Source organism: Streptomyces colwelliae (genome assembly GCF_048158785.1).
In the GTDB taxonomy this organism is placed as follows: Bacteria; Actinomycetota; Actinomycetes; order Streptomycetales; family Streptomycetaceae; genus Streptomyces.
Genome location: NZ_JBLTJC010000213.1, coordinates 1 through 17,946 on the forward strand (window position 1 = coordinate 1; position 17,946 = coordinate 17,946).

The following is a 17,946-nucleotide window of genomic DNA, read 5'->3' on the forward strand; positions in this document are numbered from 1 at the left end:
TTCTTCAGCCTGCTGCAGAAGAACGTCCTCGACCGCCGATCCTGGGCCACCCGCGAGGAACTGCGCATCGCGATCGTGACCTGGGTCGAGCGGACCTACCACCGGCGCCGCAGACAAGCCGCACTCGCATCGCCCTCGCCGCCGCATCCCTCACCGTGCCGGACTCCTCCGAACACCCCTTGTTCCGCTTCGAGTTCGACGATCCACGCCTCACGGCCCGGCTCACCTCCGAACAGGTGGAGTCCTTCGCCGGAGGCCGCCGACTACAGCTGACCGGCGACCTCGACATCGACGGGACCGCCTTCCCCGTCCTCCTCCGGCTCCGCGTCGTCGAGCACGCGGAGGACCGGCTGCTCGTGGTGGGTACGGCCACGCTGCCGTACCGGCTGCTGCGACGTGCCACGGGATTCCGGGCCGGCCGCCCCGCCACCCGGCTGCGGCTGCTGGTCGCCGCGGAGTTCGCGTGAGGGCGGCCGGGCGGGCGGCGCCAGGTGTCGCAGCCGTCGTATTCGCCCTGCTCGGTCTGCTGGTGCTGCCCGCCGGGCAGGCGTCGGCCGCGTCGTACCACGTGCTGATGAAGGGGTACGCCTTCTCGCCCGCGGCCCTGACGATCACGGCCGGCACGACGGTGACCTGGACCAACGAGGACACCGCCCCGCACGACGTGAAGACCACCTCGGGTCCGGTCGCGGTCCACTCCCCCATGCTCAGCAAGGGCCAGAGCTGGAGCTTCACGTTCACCACGGCCGGGTCCTACGGCTATGTCTGCACCGTCCACCCGGACATGACGGCGCAGATGGCCGTGAAGGCGGCGGCACCGGCGACCTCCGCGGCCCCCACGGCGCACGAGCACAGCGGTTCGTCGTCCGGCTCGGGGCAGCGGCACTCGACCGTGCCGAGCCGGACCGTCGCGGCGAGGACGCCCGCGCACGCCTCGTCCCCGTCCCACGCGATGTCGATGCCGGCCTCGCCGACCTCCACCGTCGCGGCGGCGGCACCGGCGCCCACGACGGCCGCACCGCAGGCCGGGCAGGTCCAGCAGGCCGCGTCGACGTCCCGTCCGCTGGATCCGCTGCTGGTGCTGGCCGGGCTGGTCGCGGGAGTCGCCGTGCTGTGTCTGCTGCTGGTGGGGTCACGGGCCGCGCAGGCGGACGGGGGCGAGGCGAAGAGCTAGGACGCCTCTCCGGCCTGCCGGGCGCGGTACGTCCGCATCTTCGCGCGCGCCCCGCACACCGCCATCGAGCACCAGCGGCCCCGGCCCGCCGGGCTGCGGTCGTAGTACGCCCAGTGGCAGGTGGGGGCTTCGCACGCCTTGAGGCGAGGCCAGGTGCCTTCGGCGAGGGACCGGGCGATGGCCGACGCCACGCGGGAGAGCAGGGGGTCGCCGTCTGCCGGCCTGATGTGCGCGGAGCCGTCCTGCGGGTCGATCGCCACCAACAGCGGGGCCCGCGCGAGGAGTTCGCCGAGTGGTGTGGTCTCGCGGTGCGGGGGGTGACCCGCGTGGGCGAGGAGGGTGGCGCGCAGCGATTCGCGTAGTTCGCGCGCCGACTCCGTCTCCCCCTCCGCGAGTCCGAAGCGTGCGCGGCCGTCCGCCGTGTCGAGTTCGTCGGTGCCCGCCTCGATGTCCAGCGTGTTGACCAGGGCCTCGATCAGGGCCAGGTCGCCGGGCGCGGGAACTCTCTCACTCATGCTTGCGACGTTACCTCCAATGCGGGAGCATGAGGTAACCGTTACCGGCTAATGCCTCCTGTGGGTAACCAGAAGGAGTCCGTCATGACCGAACCCACCCCCACCCCCACCTCCATCGCCGAGCTGGGTGCCGTCGTCCTGGACTGTCCCGATCCGCGCGCGCTCGCCGGCTTCTACGCCGGGATCCTGGGCGGCACCGTCGAGGACGAGGACGGCGGTGACTGGGTGGACCTGAAGCTGCCGGGCGGGCGGACGCTCGCGTTCCAGGAGGCGCCCGGGCACGTACCGCCGAAGTGGCCCGCGTCCGGCGACTCCCAGCAGTTCCACCTCGACCTGACCGTCACGGACCTGGACGCGGCCGAGAAGGGCGTACTGGCGCTGGGCGCAAGGCCGCTGGACACCGACGACCGCTCTCGCACCTGGCGTGTGTACGCGGACCCGGCGGGGCACCCGTTCTGCCTCTGCGCCTGCTGACACCGCCGACGACGACATCGCCGACACCAGGGAGATCACCATGTCCGCCGTGGCACGTTTCCGTTCCACCGTGCTCGACTGCCCCGACCCGCTCGCGCTCGCCGAGTTCTACGCCGGGATCCTCGGCGGCACACCCCACGTCGCGCACGACGAGTGGGTCGTGCTCGACATTCCGGACGGGCCGCGGCTCGCTTTCCAGCGGGTGGCGGAGTACGTCCCGCCCGAGTGGCCGCGCGCGGACCGGCCGCAGCAGCTCCATCTCGACTTCGACTCCGGGGCGACCTGGGAGGAGCTGGAGGTCGCGGAGGCGAAGGCGCTGGCGCTCGGGGCGCGGCCGTTGCACCAGGAGGACAAGGAGAACTTCCGGGTGTACGCCGATCCGGCAGGGCATCCCTTCTGCCTCTGCCGGATCGACCACCCGTAGAACCCGTACAACCGCGTGTCAGCTGTCCAGCTCGGCGATCTTCGCCGTCGACGGCTCGCGGCGCTGCTGGGCGGCGCGGGCCGTGAAGTCGGCGCTGCGCAGGGCGCGTTGGACGTTGCCCCAGCTGAGCAGGGCGAGGTCGGGCTCGGACCAGCCGCGGTGGAGGAGCTCGGCGATGAGGTTCGGGTAGCAGGAGGCGTCGGCGAGGTCCTGCGGATGGGCCGTGCCAGCGTCGTACGTGCCGGACAGGGCGACGCACTCGCGGCCCGCGATCTCGTGGACGTGGTCGAGGTGGTCGGCGACGTCCCGGACGGACGGGCCGGTCTGTTCGGCGGTGAGCGGCACCATGCACAGTCCCTTGGCGGCGCCGACCGCGGCGAGGAGTTCGTCGGAGAGGTTGGCCGGGTGCGGGCGCAGGGTGCGGGCGGCGGAGCGGGTGAACAGCACCGGTGCCTTCGAGACGGCGAGGGTGCGGCGGATCGTGCCGTCGGAGGCGCCGGAGAGGTCGGCGAGCACGCCGAGGCGGTTCATCTCGCGGACGACCTCCTCGCCGAACCGGGTCAGCCCGGCCTCGCTCGCCCAGGACACCCCGGACAGCGTGAGGACCCGTAGACCCAGCGCGTGCAGGGAGCGCAGGATGCCCAGGGAGTCGCCGAGCGCGGCGGCTCCGGCGGGGCCCAGCAGCACGGCGATACGGCCGCAGTGGCGCACGTCGGTGGTCTCGCCGGCGGTGTACGCCAGGCGCAGGCCCTCGGGGTGGGCGCGGACCACCGTGTTCACGAGGTCGAGCTGTTCCAGGGTGGCGCCGACCGCCCGGTCCCCGGCGAGGCCCTCGGGCAGGTGCAGCGACCAGAACAGCGCGCCGACGTGCCCCTCGCGCAGCCGTGGCACATCGGTGTCCACGGAACTCTCGCCCAGCTCCAGGTCGAACCACGGCAGGTGCCGCAGCGCCCACGGCAGCCCGCTGTAGCCGTCCGCGACCGGGTGCGCGGCGAGGATGGCGTGCGCGCGCTCCAGCGGGGCGGCGGCCGGGTCGGAGACGGGGTCGTACGGTTCCGCGGTGTCCGGCGGGAAGACCCCGGCGGGAAAGGGCTCGTGGACCAAGTCGTCGAGCTCGCCGACCTCGGTCGTCGCGTGCAGTTGGTCCTGGAGGTCGGCCATGGCGGGCTCCGTACGTCGTTACGGCAGTACGGTCACCGTCGCACGCCCGCAAGGGGGCCACCTGGTGAGCGGGGCGTTCGGGGTACGGCGCGGGAGTGGGCGCTCCCGCGCCGCGCCGGTCAGCCGTCGAGCGAGTCGATCGTCGCGTTCGACGGACCCCGCGTCGCCCGGGTCTCCCGCGCCACGTCCTCCGCCGCGCCCAGCACCCGTACCGCGTTCTGCCAGGTCAGCTTGGCCAGGTCGGGCTTGGACCAGCCGCGGTCCAGCAGTTCCGCGACGAGGTTCGGGTAGCCGGAGACGTCGTTCAGGCCGTCCGGGGTGAAGGCCGTGCCGTCGTAGTCGCCGCCGATGCCGAGGTGGTCGACGCCCGCGGCCTCGCGCATGTGGTCGAGGTGGTCGGCGACGGTGGAGACGGTCGCGACCGGGCGCGGGTGGAGTTCCTCGAAGGCGCGGTGCACCTTCATGGCCTCCTCCGTGGTCTCCAGGTGGTGCAGACCGTGCGCGCGCATGTTGTCGTCGGCCGCGGCCATCCAGTCCACGGCGGCCTGGAGCACGAACTTCGGCACGAACGTCACCATCGCCATGCCGCCATTGGCGGGCAGCCGCTCCAGCACGTCGTCCGGGATGTTGCGCGGGTGGTCGCAGACCGCCCTCGACGAGGAGTGCGAGAAGATCACCGGGGCGGTCGACGTGTCCAGCGCGTCGCGCATCGTCGTCGCCGCCACGTGCGAGAGGTCGACGAGCATGCCCTCGCGGTTCATCTCCCGCACGACCTCACGGCCGAACGCCGACAGTCCGCCCACCCCCGGCTCGTCCGTCGCCGAGTCCGCCCACGCCACGTTGTCGTTGTGGGTGAGGGTCATGTAGCGGACACCGAGGGCGTACAACCCCCGTAGCGTGCCGAGGGAGTTGGCGATCGAGTGCCCGCCCTCCGCACCCATCAACGAGGCGATACGGCCCTCCCCGCGCGCCGACTCCATGTCCGCGGCGGTCAGCGCGGGCGCCAGGTCCCGCGGGTAACGGGCGAGCAACTGCCGTACGCAGTCGATCTGTTCGAGCGTCGTCGGCACCGGGTCGGGCAGGTCCGAGCGCACGTACACCGACCAGTACTGCGCGCCGACGCCGCCCTCGCGCAGGCGCGGGATGTCGGTGTGCAGATGGGCGTTCTGGTGGACGGCGATGTCGCGGGCGTCGAGGTCGTAGTCGACCTGCGTGCGCAGCGCCCAGGGCAGGTCGTTGTGCCCGTCGACGACCGGGAACTCACGGAGCAGTTCCCGGGCCCGGTCCAGTGACGTCATCCCCGTCATCCCCGTCATCCCCGTCACTTCCCGAAGCCGAAGCCGCTGCCGGAGCCCTCGGCCTTGGCGCGCAGGCGCTTGCCCTTCTCGGTGGCCTGGTCGTTCAGCTCCTGCTGGAACTCCCGCATGCGGACGAGGAGTTCCTCGTCGTGGGTGGCCAGGATGCGGGCGGCGAGCAGGCCCGCGTTGCGCGCGCCGGCGACCGAGACGGTGGCGACGGGGACACCGGCCGGCATCTGCACGATGGACAGCAACGAGTCCATGCCGTCCAGGTACTTGAGCGGCACGGGGACGCCGATCACCGGCAGCGGGCTCACCGAGGCGAGCATGCCGGGGAGGTGGGCGGCGCCGCCCGCGCCCGCGATGATCACCTTGAGGCCGCGGCCGTCGGCCCGCTCGCCGTACGTGATCATCTCGCGGGGCATGCGGTGCGCGGAGAGGACGTCGACCTCGTACGCGATCTCGAACTCGTCGAGGGCCTTCGCGGCGGCCTCCATGACGGACCAGTCGGAGTCCGACCCCATGACGATTCCAACTACGGGGCTCATCTCAATCTCCTTGCGTACCTTTTCGGCTTCAGCCGAGGGGGCTGGACGGGTACTCCGCTCGCATGCGGAAGCAGTTCATCCGGGTTGCCGCACAGCAAGATTCCCCGACTGCCAGAAAGGCTTACATCGAAGGCACTAGCGTGTGAGGCATGGGGGCCAAGTGTGTGAAGCGGGCATTCAAGTACCGCTTCTATCCGACTGCGGAACAGGCAGCCGAGCTGTCGCGCACTTTCGGCTGCGTGCGCAAGGTCTACAACATGGCGCTCGACGCCCGATCCCGGGCATGGACGCTGGAGCACCGTCGGGTCTCCTACGTGGAGACTTCGGCGATGCTCACGGAGTGGAAGAAGTCCGAAGAGCACGGTTTTCTGGCGCAGGTCTCTTCTGTGCCGCTGCAGCAGTCGCTGCGACATCTGCAGACCGCCTACACAGCGTTCTTCGACAAACGGGCCCGACACCCCCGCTTCAAGTCGAAGAAGAGGTCGAAGGACTCTGCCGAGTACACGCGCTCCGCATTCAGGTTTCGTGACGGAGAGCTCACCTTGGCGAAGATGCCTGCTCCACTGGCCATCGCATGGTCGCGGCCTCTTCCCGAAGGCGCCGAACCGTCCACGGTCACGATCTCCAGAGACAGGGCAGGCCGATGGTTCGTCTCCCTGCTGGTCGAAAGCGTTGTCAGCTCCGGACCGGCCACCGACACGGCGGTAGGACTCGATGCCGGCCTCACCAACTTGATCACCATGTCCACCGGCGAGAAGATCACCAATCCGAAATTCGAGCGGAAGGACCGGACCCGCCTCGGCAAGGCCCAGCAAGGACTCTCCCGGAAGACTCAGGGCTCGAGGAACCGGGAGAAGGCGCGCGTCAAGGTCGCCCGCATCCACGCGCGAATCGCCGACCGGCGCCGCGATTTTCTGCACAAGCTCACCACTCGACTCGTTCGTGAAAACCAAACGATCGTGATCGAGGACCTGACCGTTCGCAGCCTGCTCGGCAACCGCACTCTCGCCCGCGCGATATCCGATGCCTCGTGGACGGAGTTGCGCTCCCAACTGGAGTACAAATGCGACTGGTACGGGCGCGAGCTGATCACGATCGACCGCTTCTTCCCGTCGAGCAAGACCTGCTCCGCGTGCGGCCTGATCCACGATGAGTTGCCACTGAGTGTCCGCCGATGGACGTGTGAGGGCTGCGGCACCCAGCACGACCGGGACCACAACGCCGCAAAGACCATTCTGGCCGCCGGGCTGGCGGTGTCGGCCTGTGGAGCCGGTGTAAGACCCCAACGGAGCTCCTCCGGGCGGGCAGTCGACGATGAAGCAGGAAGCGTCATGGCGCGAGCCACGACAGGTCTCTCCCCTAGGAGAGAGACCGAGGTCAATCGGTGATCGTGCCTCTCAAGTAGCCGGCTGCGTGACGGGCCCGATCGAGGACGTCGTCCAGGTCGTCGCCGTAGGTGTTGACGTGGCCCACCTTGCGGCCGGGCTTCACGTCCTTGCCGTACATGTGGATCTTCAGCTGGGGGTCCCGGGCCATGCAGTGCAGGTACGCGGAGTACATGTCCGGGTAGTCGCCGCCGAGCACGTTACACATGACCGTCCATGTGCTCCGGGCGCGCGGATCGCCGAGCGGGAGGTCGAGGACCGCGCGGACGTGGTTCGCGAACTGGCTGGTGATCGCGCCGTCCTGGGTCCAGTGACCGGAGTTGTGCGGGCGCATCGCGAGTTCGTTGACGAGGATGCGGCCGTCGCGGGTCTGGAACAGTTCGACGGCGAGGTGGCCGACGACACCGAGTTCCTTCGCGATGCGCAGCGCCATCTCCTCGGCGCGCAGCGCGAGGGACTCGTCCAGGTCGGGGGCGGGCGCGATGACCGTGTCGCAGACGCCGCCCACCTGCTGGGACTCGACGACCGGGTAGGCGACGGCCTGGCCGTGCGGTGAACGTACGACGTTCGCCGCCAGCTCCCGTACGAAGTCGACCTTCTCCTCGGCGAGGACGGGGACGCCGGCGCGGAACGGGTCGGCGGCCTCCTCCGCGGAGTCGACGACCCAGACGCCCTTGCCGTCGTAGCCGCCGCGGACAGTCTTGAGGACGACCGGGAAGCCGTCCCCCTCGGCCGCGAACGCGACGACGTCCGCCGGGTCGCTCACGAGCCGGTGCCGCGGGCACGGCACGCCGATCTCGACGAGCTTGGCCCGCATCACGCCCTTGTCCTGGGCGTGCACGAGCGCGTCCGGGCCGGGGCGCACGGGGATGCCGTCCGCCTCCAGAGCGCGCAGATGCTCGGTGGGTACGTGTTCGTGATCGAAGGTGATCACATCGCACCCCCGCGCGAAGTCACGCAGCGTGTCGAGGTCGCGGTAGTCGCCGATGACGACATCGCCGACGACCTGCGCCGCGGACTCCTGGGGGGTGTCACTGAGGAGCTTGAATTTGATGCCGAGCGGGATGCCCGCCTCGTGTGTCATACGAGCGAGCTGCCCCCCGCCGACCATGCCGACTACCGGGAACGTCACTCCCCCAGGGTATCGGTCACGCCACGGCGGCCTGATTTCCGTACCTCTTACCGTTCTTTTCCGGGTCTCTTCCCGACCTGTGAGCGGCTTCACGGGCGCCGGGGGAAAGCGGTGGTTAGCATGGCTGGGTCCAGAATCCGAGAAGACGGGGGCCTGCACAACCATGGAACGTGGTTCCGAAGGGCCTTTGAAACGGCTCGCCCGCGAGGTCGCCAAGTTCGGCGCGGTGGGCGTGGTGGGCACCGTGGTGAACTTCGCGGTCTCCAACCTGCTGTGGCATCTGACCAGCCTCCAGGCCGTGCGCGCCAACGTGATCGCGACGATCGTCGCCATCGCGTGCAACTACGTCGGCTTCCGGTACTTCACCTACCGTGACCGCGACAAGACCGCCCGTACCAAGGAACTCAGCCTGTTCCTGGCGTTCAGCCTCGTCGGCCTGGTGATCGAGAACGGCATCCTGTTCGCGGCGATCTACGGCTTCGGCTGGGACAGCTCGCTCCAGCGCAACGTCTTCAAGGTGCTCGGCATCGGCATCGCGACGCTGTTCCGCTTCTGGTCGTACCGCAGCTGGGTGTTCAAGGCGCTGCCGGTGGAGGACGAGGCGGAGTCATCCGGGGAACCGGCCGCATCCGGAGAAACGGTGGCGAAGGCGGAGGCCTTCATCGAGCCCCAGCGTGAGCCGCTCCCCCGCCCCAAGCAGCACGTGAGCTGAATCACCCGCTCCCTCCGGCCCTCAGCGGACCGTGGGCTCCTCTTCCTCCACGGCCGGCCGCTTCGTCGGCGGCGTACGCGACAGGAAGAGGCCGAACACCGGCGGCTGCAACTGAAGCATTTCCAGCCGCCCGCCGTCCGCCTCCGCGAGGTCCCGCGCGACCGCCAGCCCGATCCCCGTCGAGTTGCGGCCACTGATCGTGCGCTCGAAGATCCGGGCGCCGAGGTCGGTGGGAACACCGGGCCCCTCGTCCGTGACCTCTACGACGGCCTGGTTGCCGGTGACGCGGGTGCGCAGGGCGACCGTGCCGCCGCCGTGCATCAGGGAGTTCTCGATCAGCGCGGCCAGCACCTGCGCTACGGCGCCCGGGGTGCCGACGGCCTGGAGATGCCGCTTTCCGGAGCTGACGATCGCGCGCCCCCCACTGCGGTAGGCGGGGCGCCACTCGGCGAGCTGCTGCTGGATGACCTCGTCGAGGTCGAAGGAGACGGCGGATCCGGTACGCGGGTCACGCGCGTTCGTCAGCAGCCGCTCCACGACGTCCGTGAGCCGCTCGACCTGCGTCAGCGCGATGGTCGCCTCCTCCTTCACCGTGTCCGGGTCGTCGGTGAGGGTGATCTCCTCCAGCCGCATGGACAGCGCGGTCAGCGGCGTACGCAGCTGGTGCGAGGCGTCGGCGGCGAGCCTGCGCTCGGCGGTGAGCATGCGGGCGATGCGCTCGGCGGAGGAGTCGAGGACGTCGGCGACCCGGTCCAGCTCCGGCACGCTGTACCGCTTGTGCCGGGGCCGCGGGTCACCGGAACCGAGCCGCTCGGCGGTCTCCGCGAGGTCGGTGAGCGGCGAGGCGAGCCGGTTGGCCTGCCGTACGGCGAGCAGCACGGCGGCGACCACGGCGAGCAGGGCGACGGCGCCGATGATCAGCAGCGTCCGCCCCACCTCACGGGTGACGGTCGAGCGCGGCTCCTCCACGGTGACCGTCTCGCCCTCCTCGCCCTTGGCGGTGGAGCGGATGACATCACCGGCCGGCTTGGTGCCGACCTCGATCACCGGGTCGCCCGGGATGCGAATCACGGCGTAGCGGTCCTCCGTGACCTGCGTACGCAGCACCTCGGAGTCGACGATCTCCGCGCCCAGTATCCGGCTGTCCACGATGCTGGCCAGCCGCAGCGCCTCGGAATCCACACGTTCCTGGGCGCTGTTGCTGATGGTCCGCGTCTCCACGATGACAAGAGACACGCCAAAGACAGCGATGACCACGAGCACCACAGCGAGCGTGGACTGAATAAGACGACGACGCACGGGCCCCTCCGGGCGGTGACTTTTTGAGTACCGGTGTGGGCAGCGCCTTTAGGGGCGCGGGGAACTGCGCGACCAGCCACACGAAGCCAGCACCCGCGCACCCACCCAAGCCACCACGGCGATGTCGCGCGTAGACCGACCTAGCTCTTTTCGAACCGGAACCCGACACCCCGCACCGTGGCGATGTACCGAGGGTTGGCCGCATCGTCACCGAGCTTCTTCCGCAGCCAGGAGATGTGCATGTCGAGGGTCTTGGTGGACGACCACCACGTCGTGTCCCACACCTCGCGCATCAACTGGTCCCGGGTGACGACCCGCCCGGCATCCCGCACAAGAACCCGCAGCAGGTCGAACTCCTTGGCGGTGAGCTGGAGTTCCTCGTCGCCCATCCACGCACGGTGGGACTCGACGTCGATACGGACGCCGTGCGTGGCGGGCGGCTGCGCGGGCTCGGCCGCGCCGCGCCGGAGCAGGGCCCGGACGCGGGCGAGCAGTTCGGCGAGCCGGAAGGGTTTGGTGACGTAGTCGTCGGCGCCCGCGTCGAGGCCGACGACGGTGTCCACCTCGTCGGCGCGCGCGGTCAGGATGAGGATCGGGACGGTGTGGCCCTCGGCGCGCAGTCGGCGGGCCACTTCGAGGCCGTCCATGCCGGGCAGGCCCAGGTCCAGGACACACAGGTCGATGCCGCCCTGGATGCCGGCGTCGAGCGCTGTCGGTCCGTCCTCGCGCACCTCGACCTCGTAACCTTCCCGTCGCAAAGCGCGGGCCAGCGGCTCCGAAATGGACGCGTCGTCCTCGGCGAGCAGTACACGGGTCATGAGGTGATGGTAGTCCGCCTCGGACAGCGGTCGAGGTGTGATCGCCACGAGTGATTCTTACCTTGGGGCAAGTCGGATTCGCTCGCGTGGAGAATCCGGTCCGAACCTGCGCCTGTGGGATGCCATCCTTGTAAACACCTTGGAAAGGTCGGTCGCGGTTCCACTTCTTCCTGTGATCGATGTCTCAAGTCCTTCCATATCCGGCAGTGTCCTGCCGTATGGTGACTGGACCGCCTGTAGTGACACTGGGGCCTTTGGCGAGCATTCACAGCTGAAGGTCCCTTTTGTGTGCGGCCCACCCGACCAGCAAGGATCGACCATGGCGTCCAGCCTGACGAAGGACTCGGTGACTCCGGGCACCCCCGGTTCCGAGAAGACCTTCTTCGGCCACCCCCGCGGACTGGCCACGCTCTTCATGACCGAGATGTGGGAGCGATTCTCCTACTACGGCATGAGGGCCCTGCTTCCCCTGTACCTGGTCGCCCCCGGCGGCCTGCACCTGAGCGCGGCCACCGCTACCGCGATCTACTCGGTGTACCTGTCCCTCGTGTACCTGCTCGCCCTGCCCGGCGGCTGGTTCGCGGACCGGGTCCTCGGCCCCCGTAAAACGGTCGCGGTCGCGGGCGTGATCATCATGCTCGGCCACCTCACCCTGGCCCTGCCGTCCTCGGGCACGTTCTTCGCGGGCCTGGGCCTGGTGGCGATCGGCTCGGGTCTCCTGAAGGCCAACATCTCCACGATGGTCGGCCACCTCTACGAGGGCCCGGACGACCCGCGGCGCGACGGCGGCTTCACGCTCTTCTACATCGGCATCAACGTCGGCGCCTTCGCCGCGCCGCTGGTCATCGGCACCGTCGGTGAGAACGTCAACTGGCACCTCGGCTTCGCGCTCGCCGCGGTCGGCATGGCCATCGGCCTCGCCCAGTACCTGCTCGGCACGCGCCACCTCAGCTCCCGCTCGGACGTCGTCCCCACGCCGCTGTCCGCCGAGGAGAAGGCCGCCACCCTGCGCAAGTCCGCGCTGTGGGCCGCCGTCGCCGTCGTCTTCTACGCGATCGTCGGCTTCTCCGGCCACTACACGCTGAACTGGCTGCTGGTCCCGATCACGGTCGCCGGCCTGCTCATCCCCGTCCTGGTCATCGCCCGCATCAAGCGCGACAAGACCCTCGACCGGGCCGACCAGTCGAAGATGTCCGCGTACATCTGGTTCTTCATCGCCGCGGCCGTCTTCTGGATGATCTACGACCAGGGCGGCTCGACGGTGTCCCTGTTCGCCAACTCCTCGGCGAAGAACACCGTGTTCGGCTGGGAGTTCCCGGTCTCCTGGTACCAGTCGGTCAACCCGGTCCTCATCATGGCCCTGGCCCCGGTGTTCGCCTGGGCCTGGCTGGCCCTGGCCCGCCGCGGCAAGGAGCCCAGCACGGCGACCAAGTTCGCGATGGGCCTGGTCCTGATCGGCGCGTCCTTCTTCCTCTTCCTGGCCCCGCTCGCGATCGCCGACGGCGGTCACAAGGCGGCGGCGATGTGGCTCGTGGCGATCTACTTCGTCCAGACGGTCGGCGAGTTGACCCTCTCCCCCGTCGGCCTGTCCGTCACCACGAAGATGGCCCCCGCGAAGTACGCCTCCCAGATGATGGGCGTCTGGTTCCTCGCGGTCACGGCAGGCGACGCCACGACAGGCCTCCTGTCCATCGCCGGAGTCGACCTGAACAAGACGGGCATCGTCGCCCTCCAAGCCGTCCTCGCGGTCCTGGCGGGCGCGGCGGTATGGATGTACCGCAAGAAGGTCAGGCAACTCATGGGGAACGTGCACTGACGTACGTCCTGAGCTGTACGAGGGGCCACCGCATCCGGTCTACGGAGACGGTGGCCCCTCTGCGTGAGTTGGGCGCTTTTCAGCCAACCTGCGTATTGATTGAGCGGATTGACCATATTGCGGCGTTCGCCGTCTGGCCGCGTCCGCCCCGTGCCGCCAAGATGCCCGCCATACCGGCGAAGGGGGACGAGCGGTATGGGAATCATGTGGGGTGCGCGGGCTCGGAGCGGAGAGCCCGCCGACGGGGAAGACGGGGAACAGGGGCCCGGTGTGCCCGTTCAGCCAGGGCCACCCGTGTTCGAGTCCGATCGCTCCGGCCCCGTGAACCCCACGGCATCGGAGGCGACGCGCTTCCTCTGCCAGGCTCTCTACGCGCGACCGGACCGCGTAGGCGACGCGAAGGCCCGCTGGCGGGCGGCCCGGGGCAAGGCGGGCAAGCCCGACAAGCCGCGCCGCAGCACGAGACGCCGTATCTATCTCGAAGGCAGCGACAAATGTCCTCCTCTGGGCGAGCCGATGGCGCAGTGGGCCGTCGACCATGTGCTGCGCGGTCCCACCCTGCCTGTGCCGTCGCACGGTTTCGACCTCGTACCCGTCCTCACGCACAGCCTCCGGGTACGCCGGCGCCGCTGGCTGCGCCGGGGATTCGTGTTCCTCGGGCTGGCCTGGGCGGCATACCTCGCCCCCCTGGCGGCGGGGGTCTGGGGCGTCGCCATGGCGGCCGCTCTTCTCGTGACGCAGCACGCCGCGCGCACGGCGGAACGACGAGGGCTGCCCCGTCCGACACGATCTCCTCGCCTGGCCTACGGGCTGCTGGCCGCGCCGCTGGTCCTGACGGTGCTGCCGCTCCAGGCGGCGGGCCTCGGGTCCGGACGCCTGCGGGTCATGCTCCTGCTCCTCCCGCTCGCCGCCCTGGTCACGGTCACCTTCGTCTGCGCGATGGACCGGCTCGCCGCGCGGGCGGCCCTGACCGAGCTCCGCCACGACACGGTCACCGCGTACCGGCTTCGCTGGATCGCGCCCAGGACCGCCGCCCGGCTGAAGGACATCGGCGCCTACCAGACCCGGCGGGAACTGCCGTACGACACGGAGGAACACTTCGTCGGCGCGGGCCGCGACGCGTGGTTCCCGGCCCGTATCAACATCCCGCTCCAGCCCAAGGATCCCGACGAGCGGCTGAACGAATTCGGCGAGGAGGAACTGCTTCAGCGCGTCGGTGCGGCCCTGAACGAACTCGGCCGCAATGCCAGGGACATCACCGACCGGTTGCCGGGATTCTCCGAGATGCGCGTCGTAGGGCTTCCGGCCCATCTGTGGCTGCAACGCAGCAAGACGGCCGAGGTGGACTTCCCCGTACTGCGCGGCCGGGGCCGCAGGTCACCCTCCAGCCTGCCGAACCGGGGCTACCTGCGGGCCCAGTGCGTGAGCTGGTCGGGACAATTAGTGGTGAGCGTCTTCGTGCACGCGGCTCTGGAGGCGCGTGAACTGCGCCTGACCGTGCGCCCGCACGTCATGACGCCGCTGTTCAACGAGCTGCGTCTGGCGGGGAATCCGGCGGCCCGGCACGGGCTGCGGCTCCTGGGCTGGGTGACGGCCCAGGGCTTTCTCGACACTGTGCTGGGGACGACCGCGCTGTGGCGGGTGGCCGGCCGCCTCGACGAGCGCGCCGAGGAACGCGCGGAGGAGATGGACCCCGTGAGCCTGCGGGACCGTTTCTCGGTCGAGGAGGCCACCGACATGCATCAGAGCGACGACGCCGGCCGACACGTCGTGCTGATCCAGACCTGCGTGTTCCGGACGGTCGAGACCTACCTGGAGGACATGGGGATCGACACGGCCGCCTACAGACAGCAGGTGGCCTCGGTGGTCAGCAACGTCCAGATCTACGGCGACAACAGCGCCCCGATCCAGAGCTTCGCGGGTTTCGACACCCGGCACGTGAACCAGACGGTCAAGGACTCCAACGGAAAGGGAGGAACGTGATGACGGGGAACAGCGACGGTGGAGGCAAGGGACCCGGAGTCAGCGCCAGCGTCAGCGTCGGCGGCAACAATTCGGGGGCGATCAACAACCTGGCCGCTCAGCGCGCCTCGCACATCAAGCAGTCGGCGGAGACCCACAGCACCGACGAGACCCCCGACCCGCAGAAGCTCCTGGCCTTGTTCCGGGACGAGTTGGACCGGAACAAGGCCAAGCTGCCGAACCACGCCACGCTGAGCGCGACCGCCGATGAGGCGGCCGGGGAACTGGAGGCCTCCGAGCCCGAACCCGGCAACCTGGAGCGCATCAGGGCGACCCTGGCCGCCGCGGTGACCGGCACGGTGGTTCAGAAGGCCGGAGAGGCCCTGGCCCACGCCATCGGCGGCCTGCTGAGCTGACGCGTCGAGGTCAACGCAGCCGCCTCCGCCCCGGCATGAACGTGAACACCGCCACGCCCAGCAGGATCGCAGTACCGGAGACCAGGCCGAGTGCCTTCAGGCCGCCGTGGCTGTTCGAGCCGGTCTCCGCCAAGCCACCCGAGGTGGATGTCGACGCTGACGTACCGCCCGATGTCGAGGAACCGCCTGACGCGCCGCTCGCCTGTTCCGTCGTGTCCAGGGTCAGCGAGACCTCGGACTTCGTGGGCGTGCAAGTCGTCGTCGTGCCAAGGGCGTTGACTGTCAGGACGCCGGGGGACAGTGTCGACGTACCGCTCGCGCCCGGTTTGTATGTGCCTGTCAGGTCCGGGATCTCGATCGGGTCGCCGGACTTGATGGCGGCGGAGTTGGTTGGGCCTTCGACGTGGACCGTGCCCTTGTCGGCTCCGCCCAGGACTACTTCCATCGACGGTTTCACCGAGTCCGCCGGGATATCCGCCGGGCTGTCCATCACCGACCCGTTGAACTTCACGGTGAGGTCGTAACTCCCGCCGTCCTTCGTGGCGTTGATCTGCACGGGCGAGGTCGCGTTCTTGTCACCGATCGGCGTCTTGCACGCGTACGGGACGGAGACCTCCTTGCCGGTGAAGTCCGTCTGGCCGGTCCCGGTGCCGTCGCTGGCGCTCGCCGATGTCGAATCACTGGGCGACGCGGACTCCGAGGCTGATTCCGATGCCGATGCGGAGGACGACGTCGAGCCCGATGGAGTGGGGGACGTGCTCGATGAACTGCCGCCTCCCGCCGTCACGTTGATCGTCGCCGAAGGCGAGACCGTCGCCGTCGGTGCGCACTTGGTGTCCGTCGAGAACGCGTTGACCGTGTACGCGTCCGGTGTCAGCGTCACCGACCCCGCCGTCGTCAGCTTCAACGAGCCCTTCATGTCGGACAGGGTCATCGCCGCACCCTTGGGAATCGCCGGGTTCTCGCGCGGGCCCAGCATCGCGATGTCGGCGGTCTGCGCGCCTTTGGCCTTCAAAGTGCCGGACGGCTGGACCGAGTTGGCGGGCAGGTCGATGATGTCGGGGTTCTTGGACGCGGCCTGGGTGAACTTCCAGACGACGTCGACCGTGTCGCCCACCTTCGCCGTCGCGGGCGCGGTGATCTCGACCTTGGTGGTGCCGTCGACCGGGTCGATGCCGGCGGGCGGCACGCAGTGGGTGGCGTAGGACACCTCGGCGGCCTGCGCGGTCCCGGCGGTCAGGCCGAGCGCGAGGCCCGCACCGCCGAGGACCAGCGCGAACGTGGCCGCGCCCGCTCTCCGTACACCGCCTCCGCCGGCCGGTATGACTCTCCTTCGCTTGCTCACGTAAGTCCCTTCGTTGTGGGAGTCGTCGGACTCGTCGGGCTGTCGTCGTGCGGTGCGGAGAGTCGACCGGCCGCCGTGCCCGGATCCGAGTCCGGGGTGAACCACGGCAGGGTCGAGGTCGTAGGGGCGGTCGCGGCTGCTTCCTGGGAAGCGGCCGCCTTCCCGCCGAACTTCGGCATGCGCAGGGTGACTTGGGTGGGCAGGTGCAGCGCCGCCCGGTGCCGGGGCGGGCCCGTGCTGCGGCCCGCCTTGCGTGGTCGTAGCCGGTCCACCACGGCCATCCCGATGCGGAACACCGCCGCCGGTACGACCACGCAGACCAGGATCCAGAACAGGGTCACGCCCCAGGGACGGCCGACGCCCCACGGCTGTTCGGCGAGCACCCGACCGCCGTACTTCATCGAGACGGTGTAGTCGCCGTGCGCCCCGGCCGAGAGTTCGACCGGGAGTTTGATCTCCGCCTTCCCGCCGGGCGCGATCGTGCCGCTGAACTGCTGGTCGTCCCACTGCGGCGCGAACACCCCGTGGGAGGTGCCGACTTGGAACACGGGGTTCTTGACGGCGGACGAGCCGGCGTTGCCGACGGTGAAGACCAGCGTGCGGGACGGCGGCGCCCCGAACCACGTCAGCAGCCCGCTCGAACCGTCCAGCCGGGGGTCGGAGAGGACCGACAGCCGTCCGGTCGACGGCTCCGCGGGAAGTGGTTCGACCGCGTGACCCGCCACCTGGAAGACCGCGTCCGCCGACTCGCCCGCCCCCGTCACCGTCGCCACATGCACCACACACGGGCACGGCACCGGCGGTTCGGACACCGGCAGCTTCTTGCTGAAGATGCCCTTGGCGTCCGTCGTGACGGCTCTGCCGTCCGCGTTCGCACAGGAGTTGGTGCCGCCGATGACCCCGCGCGCGGGCGTCGCCTGACCGCAGATCAGCACCATCAGCAGGGCGTTCGCCCGCCAGCCGCTCCCGGAGACGGTGATCGAACCGCCCGTTCCCGCCTGCGACTTGGAGAGCTTCACACTCGGCCCGGCCGCCGCCGCGGCGGACGTCGCTCCCGCCAACGGCAGCAGAAGCAGCGCGAGTACCGCCACCAGCGCCGGAATCCGCACCTTGCCGCTCACATCACCGCTCCCGTCAACTCGGTCTGTGTGTACGGGTGTTCGGCCGCCTCGTCGCCTTCGTCCGTACGACGCTGACGACGTCGTAGGCGTACGAGAAGCAGCGCGGCTCCGGCCGTCAGCGCACCCCCGATCCCCGCCACCGCTCCCCACGGCACGAACCGCGCCGACGCGTCCGCCGTGTCGTGGGCGCCGCCCGTCGCCGTGACCGTGAGGCGTAGGTCGACCGCCGAACCGTCCGACGCGGTGACGCCGACCAGTTCTCCGGTGGCGTTCTCGACCTTGCGGGCGCGCTCGCCGTCGGCCATCTGCCGGAAACGGCCGATCAGTTCGGCCCACTGTGCGAGCC

17 protein-coding genes and 3 pseudogenes are annotated in these 17,946 nt (G+C 69.8%); 10 read left to right on the forward strand and 10 right to left on the reverse strand.

Annotated features, from left to right (window positions below; genetic code table 11):
- The 3 genes and pseudogenes from ACNFOC_RS33885 to ACNFOC_RS33895 form a co-directional block, all read left to right on the forward strand.
- Positions 1–141: pseudogene (locus ACNFOC_RS33885) on the forward strand (IS3 family transposase); the annotation flags it as partial.
- Positions 142–155: 14 nt separating this feature from the next.
- Positions 156–467: a hypothetical protein gene (locus tag ACNFOC_RS33890; RefSeq protein ID WP_416962883.1), complete on the forward strand. Its 312-nt coding sequence runs from the start codon at positions 156–158 to the stop codon at positions 465–467.
- Positions 464–1,174, forward strand: coding sequence for a cupredoxin domain-containing protein (locus tag ACNFOC_RS33895; protein ID WP_416962869.1), 711 nt, complete (start codon positions 464–466; stop codon positions 1,172–1,174). Before ACNFOC_RS33890 ends, ACNFOC_RS33895 begins: the two co-directional genes overlap by 4 nt.
- Here the strand turns inward: ACNFOC_RS33895 and ACNFOC_RS33900 are convergent.
- Entirely contained in the window at positions 1,171–1,689 is a 519-nt protein-coding gene (locus tag ACNFOC_RS33900; protein ID WP_416962870.1) for a CGNR zinc finger domain-containing protein, read from the reverse strand. The genes ACNFOC_RS33895 and ACNFOC_RS33900 overlap by 4 nt on opposite strands.
- An 84-nt stretch (positions 1,690–1,773) precedes the next feature.
- Here ACNFOC_RS33900 and ACNFOC_RS33905 point away from each other — a divergent pair, with 84 nt between their 5' ends.
- A complete protein-coding gene (locus ACNFOC_RS33905; protein WP_416962871.1) occupies positions 1,774–2,163 on the forward strand; it encodes a VOC family protein in 390 nt (129 codons plus the stop codon).
- Positions 2,164–2,203: 40 nt separating this feature from the next.
- Complete coding sequence (locus ACNFOC_RS33910) at positions 2,204–2,587, forward strand: VOC family protein (RefSeq protein ID WP_365987498.1); 384 nt, start codon at positions 2,204–2,206, stop codon at positions 2,585–2,587.
- An 18-nt stretch (positions 2,588–2,605) separates the two neighbouring features.
- Here the strand turns inward: ACNFOC_RS33910 and ACNFOC_RS33915 are convergent, their stop codons facing one another.
- The 3 genes from ACNFOC_RS33915 to purE form a co-directional block, all read right to left on the reverse strand.
- Complete coding sequence (locus tag ACNFOC_RS33915) at positions 2,606–3,748, reverse strand: dipeptidase (RefSeq protein ID WP_416962872.1); 1,143 nt, start codon at positions 3,746–3,748, stop codon at positions 2,606–2,608.
- 119 nt (positions 3,749–3,867) lie between these two features.
- Complete coding sequence (locus tag ACNFOC_RS33920; protein WP_416962873.1) at positions 3,868–5,046, reverse strand: dipeptidase; 1,179 nt, start codon at positions 5,044–5,046, stop codon at positions 3,868–3,870.
- Positions 5,047–5,069: 23 nt separating this feature from the next.
- On the reverse strand, positions 5,070–5,594 hold the full coding sequence (purE, locus tag ACNFOC_RS33925) for a 5-(carboxyamino)imidazole ribonucleotide mutase (protein WP_416962874.1): 525 nt from the start codon (positions 5,592–5,594) through the stop codon (positions 5,070–5,072).
- A 149-nt stretch (positions 5,595–5,743) separates the two neighbouring features.
- Between purE and ACNFOC_RS33930 the strand changes: the two are divergent.
- Positions 5,744–6,920: pseudogene (locus tag ACNFOC_RS33930) on the forward strand (RNA-guided endonuclease InsQ/TnpB family protein); the annotation flags it as partial.
- Positions 6,921–6,971: 51 nt separating this feature from the next.
- Here ACNFOC_RS33930 and ACNFOC_RS33935 read toward each other — a convergent pair.
- Positions 6,972–8,111: a 5-(carboxyamino)imidazole ribonucleotide synthase gene (locus tag ACNFOC_RS33935; RefSeq protein WP_416962875.1), complete on the reverse strand. Its 1,140-nt coding sequence runs from the start codon at positions 8,109–8,111 to the stop codon at positions 6,972–6,974.
- Positions 8,112–8,274: 163 nt separating this feature from the next.
- On the opposite strand from ACNFOC_RS33935, the gene ACNFOC_RS33940 reads away from it, so the two are divergent.
- A complete protein-coding gene (locus ACNFOC_RS33940) occupies positions 8,275–8,823 on the forward strand; it encodes a GtrA family protein (RefSeq protein ID WP_416962876.1) in 549 nt (182 codons plus the stop codon).
- Positions 8,824–8,844: 21 nt separating this feature from the next.
- Here the strand turns inward: ACNFOC_RS33940 and ACNFOC_RS33945 are convergent, their stop codons facing one another.
- A complete protein-coding gene (locus ACNFOC_RS33945) occupies positions 8,845–10,122 on the reverse strand; it encodes a sensor histidine kinase (RefSeq protein ID WP_416962877.1) in 1,278 nt (425 codons plus the stop codon).
- Positions 10,123–10,262: 140 nt separating this feature from the next.
- The gene (locus ACNFOC_RS33950) at positions 10,263–10,940 is read right to left on the reverse strand and encodes a response regulator transcription factor (protein ID WP_174447603.1); all 678 of its coding nucleotides are present in this window, start codon (positions 10,938–10,940) and stop codon (positions 10,263–10,265) included.
- Between the two features lie 319 nt (positions 10,941–11,259).
- On the opposite strand from ACNFOC_RS33950, the gene ACNFOC_RS33955 reads away from it, so the two are divergent.
- The 3 genes from ACNFOC_RS33955 (at position 11,260) to ACNFOC_RS33965 (ending at position 15,134) form a co-directional block, all read left to right on the forward strand.
- Positions 11,260–12,756 carry an oligopeptide:H+ symporter gene (locus ACNFOC_RS33955; protein WP_416962878.1) on the forward strand — a complete coding sequence of 499 codons (1,497 nt, stop codon included), beginning with the start codon at positions 11,260–11,262 and terminating at the stop codon, positions 12,754–12,756.
- A gap of 294 nt (positions 12,757–13,050) precedes the next feature.
- Positions 13,051–14,739: an AbeC-like domain-containing protein gene (locus ACNFOC_RS33960; RefSeq protein WP_416962879.1), complete on the forward strand. Its 1,689-nt coding sequence runs from the start codon at positions 13,051–13,053 to the stop codon at positions 14,737–14,739.
- Positions 14,739–15,134 carry a hypothetical protein gene (locus tag ACNFOC_RS33965; RefSeq protein ID WP_416962880.1) on the forward strand — a complete coding sequence of 132 codons (396 nt, stop codon included), beginning with the start codon at positions 14,739–14,741 and terminating at the stop codon, positions 15,132–15,134. Before ACNFOC_RS33960 ends, ACNFOC_RS33965 begins: the two co-directional genes overlap by 1 nt.
- A gap of 10 nt (positions 15,135–15,144) precedes the next feature.
- Here the strand turns inward: ACNFOC_RS33965 and ACNFOC_RS33970 are convergent, their stop codons facing one another.
- The 3 genes and pseudogenes from ACNFOC_RS33970 to ACNFOC_RS33980 all read right to left on the reverse strand — a co-directional run.
- Positions 15,145–16,479 (reverse strand): hypothetical protein, encoded by a 1,335-nt coding sequence (locus ACNFOC_RS33970; protein ID WP_416962881.1) that lies wholly within the window; start codon positions 16,477–16,479, stop codon positions 15,145–15,147.
- Positions 16,476–17,600 carry a hypothetical protein gene (locus ACNFOC_RS33975; protein ID WP_416962882.1) on the reverse strand — a complete coding sequence of 375 codons (1,125 nt, stop codon included), beginning with the start codon at positions 17,598–17,600 and terminating at the stop codon, positions 16,476–16,478. The genes ACNFOC_RS33970 and ACNFOC_RS33975 overlap by 4 nt, the downstream gene beginning before the upstream one ends.
- Positions 17,597–17,946: pseudogene (locus ACNFOC_RS33980) on the reverse strand (hypothetical protein); the annotation flags it as partial. The pseudogene ACNFOC_RS33980 and the gene ACNFOC_RS33975, both read right to left, overlap by 4 nt.